6 protein-coding genes are annotated in these 5,408 nt (G+C 45.0%); 4 read left to right on the top strand and 2 right to left on the bottom strand.

The features are described from left to right. The coding region (locus A3761_RS14190) for a chloride channel protein (protein WP_068750385.1) at positions 1 to 1,716 on the bottom strand (1,716 nt) is incomplete at its 3' end. Positions 1,717 to 1,832: 116 nt separating this feature from the next. Further along, positions 1,833 to 2,408 (bottom strand): 1-acyl-sn-glycerol-3-phosphate acyltransferase, encoded by a 576-nt coding sequence (locus A3761_RS14195; protein ID WP_197470098.1) that lies wholly within the window; start codon positions 2,406 to 2,408, stop codon positions 1,833 to 1,835. 381 nt (positions 2,409 to 2,789) lie between these two features. Between A3761_RS14195 and argC the strand changes: the two genes are divergently transcribed. The 4 genes from argC to A3761_RS14215 all read left to right on the top strand — a co-directional run. After that, the gene (gene argC / locus A3761_RS14200) at positions 2,790 to 3,833 is read left to right on the top strand and encodes an N-acetyl-gamma-glutamyl-phosphate reductase (RefSeq protein ID WP_068510033.1); all 1,044 of its coding nucleotides are present in this window, start codon (positions 2,790 to 2,792) and stop codon (positions 3,831 to 3,833) included. Between the two features lie 23 nt (positions 3,834 to 3,856). Beyond that, positions 3,857 to 4,600, top strand: a complete 744-nt coding sequence (locus A3761_RS14205; protein ID WP_068510034.1) for a DUF6776 family protein — start codon at positions 3,857 to 3,859, stop codon at positions 4,598 to 4,600. Positions 4,601 to 4,620: 20 nt separating this feature from the next. Beyond that, entirely contained in the window at positions 4,621 to 5,106 is a 486-nt protein-coding gene (locus A3761_RS14210; protein WP_068510036.1) for a polymer-forming cytoskeletal protein, read from the top strand. A 103-nt stretch (positions 5,107 to 5,209) separates the two neighbouring features. After that, positions 5,210 to 5,408 (top strand): iron-sulfur cluster biosynthesis family protein (locus A3761_RS14215; protein ID WP_304439614.1); only part of this gene is annotated, 199 nt, incomplete at its 3' end.

Here is a 5,408-nt window from a genome sequence, read left to right on the forward strand (position 1 = left end):
AACGGTAGGAGCACTGGTTCTCTCGACATATAAGGCTTCAGTTTTAGTTTCTGTAAAGCGGTCAAGGGTTTCCTGAAGCGTGGCTTGAAAGTAGAGAGAGGCAATATCTTTTCGCTGTGCCGGGATTTCAAACAGGTCGATCAGGATGCGCTCCTTAATCGGGTGCTCCTCACCCTCGACCAGCTCCTGTTCGTTTTCCTCCAGGTAGTGCGCAAGATCGACCGTGGGAAGAAGCGAAACTGGTTTACCATCGCTGTTATTGATTAGTATCCATTTAGGCTCCTGGCGCAAAATTTCCTTGGCTTCCTCGTAAACTATATGCCGTTTCGTCGGACTAAATTGTCGGGTCATAATGGCGCCAACACTGACGCGGCGAAGTGCCTGAATAACCGGGCTATTGTGATAATCGAGACCTTGTTCCTTCAATATACTCAGGAAAATAGACTGCTGCTTGAACACTTCACTTGCAACCATACTGGATACAACAATGATCAACATTCCCGGCATGATTATATTGGGGTTTTGCGTAAGTTCTAATAAGGCTAATAGTGCGGCCAAGGGAGCTTGTAGCGCGGAACCCATCATCGCACCCATACCCAACATAGCGTAGAAGCCAGCTGAGGAGGCGGTTTCAGGCATAATCCATTCAGCGATTAGGCCAAATACGCCGCCAACGGTTGCACCAATAAAGAGAATTGGGCCCACAAGTCCACTTGGCATCCCCAAGCCAATGCTAATGCCCGTTACCACAATTTTTACCACGGCGATGCAGCACAGTAGAAGCAAACCAAACTCGCCCAAAAGCGTTTGGTTTACAGTGTCATAGCCTACCCCCATTATCTCGGGCACAAATGCTGCCGCAACGGCGGTTAAGGCACCGGCAGCGGAGATCCGATAGAAAATATTGCTAGTGCTATTACGCAAGGTGAGCTTGATCAAGCCAACAAAGCAGGCTGAAACAATACCAATACCTATGCCACAGATAATGATATAGGGAATTTCCATCAGAGAGTTCATATACAGCTGGGGCACGAGGAAGGCAGGGTCTGCGCCATAGAAAACCTGAGAAATAATCGCTGCTGCAACCGAAGCCAGGATGACTGGCGTAAAACCGGCAATGCTATATTCCATCATCACGACTTCCATAGCGAAAATGACTCCGGCAATGGGGGTGTTGAAGGAAGCAGAAATGGCGGCAGCTGTGCCGCAACTAATTAAGGTCCGAATACTGTTGTTGGGTAGGTTTAGATAGCGACCTAGTAAGCTAGAAGCTGCTGCACCCAAATGTACGGCAGGTCCTTCTCGTCCGGCAGACTGGCCGCTCAAAATGGTTAACACGCCACCGACAAATTGGGTCATCATACTTTTAAACGAGATATAACCCTGATGATAATTGAGACGCTCCATCACTAGTGCGACGCCGACCTTACGCTGGCTAATCTTCAAACGATACCAGATGGTGCCGATTAACAGGGCGCCGCTAAGCGGCATCACCACCCGCATAAAGGTACTTAAGCCTTCAAAATTTTCCGGATCACCTTCAGGAAGAAAATAAGCAAGAGGGACTTCGATCATGAAGCGGAAAAGCAGGATGACACCAGCAGTTAAGGACCCGGCAATCAGGCCAAGAATTGCTAGCTGTGGCAAAGCATCGACACCAGAGAGCTGCTGTCTGAAAACGCGCTTATAGTTTTCGAAGTGTGTTTTTAGCGGCATAGTCCGGCTTTATGGTCTTAAAATCTAATATTCAGTACAGTGCTAGTTTATAGCAAAGTAGATAATATTCTAAGAGCTAGAGCCTGAATGTGTTGCCATAAATGCTGGCAAGTGATTTATTTTCTATCCGAACGATTTTTCACTTTCTGGTTTAGCTCATCAATAGTCGCTTTCATCTGGCTGTGTGCGTCTTCAAGTAAAGTGCCCAAATCTTTGTCTTCAGCCATATGCGTGTCGATAGGAGGTAGAATTCGGACAATGACTTCACCTGCATGCCATTTATTGAGATTGATATGTTTGGGGTAGGCACTGGCGCAAATAGGAACAATGGGAGCAGAGGCTTGTTGAGCCATATGGAAGGCGCCTTTTTTAAAGGGTAGCAGATCATTACCGCCGTTACGTGTGCCTTCGGCAAAGACCCAAATCGAAGTATTATTGTGTTTAAGCGCTTCGGTTGTTTCAGCCATGGTATTGATAGATTCACGACTTTTGGAACGGTCGATCATGATATTGCCGGCGAGCCAATAAACCTGGCCAAATAAAGGCAGATACTTAAGGCTCTTTTTACCGACGCTTACACAGCGCTTAGGAATGACACCGCCGTGAACAAAGAGGTCGAGGTTGCTTTGGTGATTGGCGATAACAACGCTGGGGGGCATATTATCCAATAGTTCTTTATTCTCTATCGTCATTTTTACGCCCAATAACTTCAAAGCTCCCCAGCTGAATAGTCGCCCGCATATTCTTGTGTTATCAGGGTTGAAGGGCCTAAAAAGACAGATGCAACTGCCGAGCAAAGCAACGCTAAAGAAGTAAGTGAGAACGAGTATTGTACGAATAGTAAGTAGCATGCTTGAGTCAGTTATGTCCGTAGGCGGCGATTATTATCGAGAGGATGAGTGCGTAAAACGATTATAGAGCGTTTTGTGTCACAGCTATATTGTTATACAAGCCATAAATTGTAATAAAATTGCCTTGCTTGGCATAGGGCTGGCTATAATTGCTTACAACCTTGCCGTTGATCTCGTGATATAATCGGCCGTTTTTTAAGATTCGAAATTTGGGGATATAAAGTGATAAAGGTAGGTATTGTAGGCGCGACTGGCTATACCGGTTCGGAGTTATTAAGATTATTGGTGCTTCATCCGAAGGTTGAAATTACTGTTGTTACCTCGCGTACTGAGAAAGGCCGCCCTGTTGCAGATATGTTTCCTCATGTTCGTGGCTACATCGACTTGCCTTTTACCGATCCTAGCGTAGACGAACTAGCTGGCTGTGATCTTATCTTCTTTGCAACGCCACACGGTGTGGCTCAGTCAATGATGTCTGAATTTATAGATTCCGGCTTGCGTACCATTGATCTTTCAGGTGACTTTCGTTTGAAAGATGTAGATGTATGGGAAAGTTGGTATGACCAGAAGCATGCCTGCCCTGAATTAATTCCTCAGGCTGCATATGGCCTGCCTGAAATCTATCGTGAACAAATTAAAGATGCCAAATTAGTTGCTTGCCCTGGGTGTTTTCCTACGGTTATTCAGTTGGGCTTTTTACCTTTAGTTGAGCAAGGCTTAGTCCAGGCGGATCGTCTCATTGCAGATGCTAAAACAGGCACCAGTGGTGCTGGGCGTGCAGCTAAAGTTGGTATGCTGTTATCGGAATGCGCTGATAGCTTTAAAGCTTACGGTGTTTCCGGGCATCGCCATTTACCCGAGATCCAGCAAATTTTGAGTGAAGCAAACGGATCGCCTGTTAATGTGACCTTTGTTCCTCATCTCGTGCCCATGATTAGAGGGATCGAAGCGACTTTGTATATACAACCTAAGCCTGATGCTGAATTAAGTCTGGAGCAGGCTCAAGCTATCTATGAAGAGCGCTATAAGGATGAGCCTTTTGTCGATGTGATGCCGCTAGGCTCTTTGCCAGAAACCCGTTCCGTTAAGGGGTCGAATATGTGCCGAATTGCACTGCACCAGCAACCTGGCAGTAATACAATTATTGTATTGTCGGTTATTGATAACCTGGTAAAAGGCTCTTCTGGCCAGGCGATTCAGAACATGAATCTTATGTTTGGTTTTGATGAGATGATGGGCTTACAGCAAGTGGCATTGATGCCCTAACACCTAGGTGAGATTGTACTAGAATGGTAAAACGGAAAGCTGAAGATCGTCTGATTGTAGTTAAGCACAAGCCAGGTATTAAATTAAAACGGCGGGTGATTTTTGCAATTGGCATTTTGGTCATGGGCGTCCTAAGTTTTCTTTTGGGCGATTACCAAATAAAACAGGCACACGAAAAGGTCGTTCAAGAATTAGCAAAAGTTGCACAAGAGTATGCTGCTTTAAAAGAGGAAGAAGTCGCTTTACGGCAGCAAGTCGCAAACCTTGAAAGCGGTCGGACGATTGATGACCTGGCAAAGCAGGAAATTCAGGAGACGATCAGGGATTACAAGGCTCGCGTGTCGCAGTTAGAAAAGGACTTGTCATTTTATCAAAATATTATGGCGCCTTCAGATAACTCGCGAGGCTTACAAGTACAGAAAGCCGAGATTCAGCTAGGTGCAACGGATAGGCGTTTTGACTACAAAATTGTCTTAGCGCAAGTGGCTGATAACAAGAGCTACGTATCCGGGAATGTTGCGATTAACGTGATAGGTATGCAGGGCGAAGAAGAAACTGTTCTAGCCTTAAGAGATATATCAGAGCAGCAAACGGCTTTGGGTATCAAGTTTAAATTCAAGTATTTTCAGGATATAGCCGGAGATCTGCTGCTACCGAAAGGTTTTGTGCCGACAGGTATCCAAGTGGTTGCTCAGTCGAAGGGAAAGAAAGCGTCTCGTATTGAACAGAGCTTCGATTGGCAGCAGTTAGTTGATCAAAAAATTTAGAGACTTTTGGGAGAATCATTATGTGGGGCAAGAGTAAACAAAAAGGGAAAGGGCGTCATAATAGTCCGAATATTCATTTTGATACTCTGGTATCAAGTAAAACCCAGATAGAGGGTGATCTTCAATTCTCTGGCGGTTTACATATCGATGGTTTAATTCGTGGCACCATCCGCGCTGAAGAAGACAGTGAAGCGATTGTTCGTATTAGCGATATTGGTGAAATAGACGGTGATGTGATTGCACCTCATATCATTGTTAACGGTACAGTCCATGGCGATGTTTATGCTTCGAAGCATATTGAGCTGGCCAAGAATGCGTCAATAAAAGGGAATGTTTATTATCATCTGATCGAAATGGCGATGGGTGCTGAGGTTAATGGTAACCTGGTTCACCATAAAGAGCCTGTATCAATTAAGAATCATGACTCAGGTGAAAGCACAGAGACTAAAGCCGCTGAGCAAGTTGCGCTAAAAGCCGTGTCGGGTTCAGATTCTAATAATGGCTAAATGAAATAGTTGACTGTTTTACTAGGTTAATTGGATAATGCTCTGTATAGAAGTATGACATTGTTTTAGTATTCTAATATTAGAATCAAATGCCGGAGAACCAATGAGCATTGTAGAAACTCATGTGCCAAGCCCGCTATTTTTTACCGACGCGGCGGCGAGTAAAGTTAAACAGCTGGTTGAGGAGGAAGAAAATCCTGCTCTTAAGCTACGCGTTTATGTGACTGGCGGTGGTTGCTCGGGTTTTCAATATGGCTTCACTTTTGATGAAGACCTTTCAGAAGATGATACGGTTGTTAGCA

Source organism: Oleiphilus sp. HI0123 (assembly GCF_001635315.1).

What these genes read in the sequence shown, in the direction of transcription:
- A3761_RS14205 (WP_068510034.1), top strand. Translation starts at nt 3,857, where the DNA reads ATGGTAAAACGGAAAGCTGAAGATCGTCTGATTGTAGTTAAGCACAAG.
- A3761_RS14195 (WP_197470098.1), bottom strand. Translation starts at nt 2,408, where the DNA reads ATGACGATAGAGAATAAAGAACTATTGGATAATATGCCCCCCAGCGTT.
- A3761_RS14210 (WP_068510036.1), top strand. Translation starts at nt 4,621, where the DNA reads ATGTGGGGCAAGAGTAAACAAAAAGGGAAAGGGCGTCATAATAGTCCG.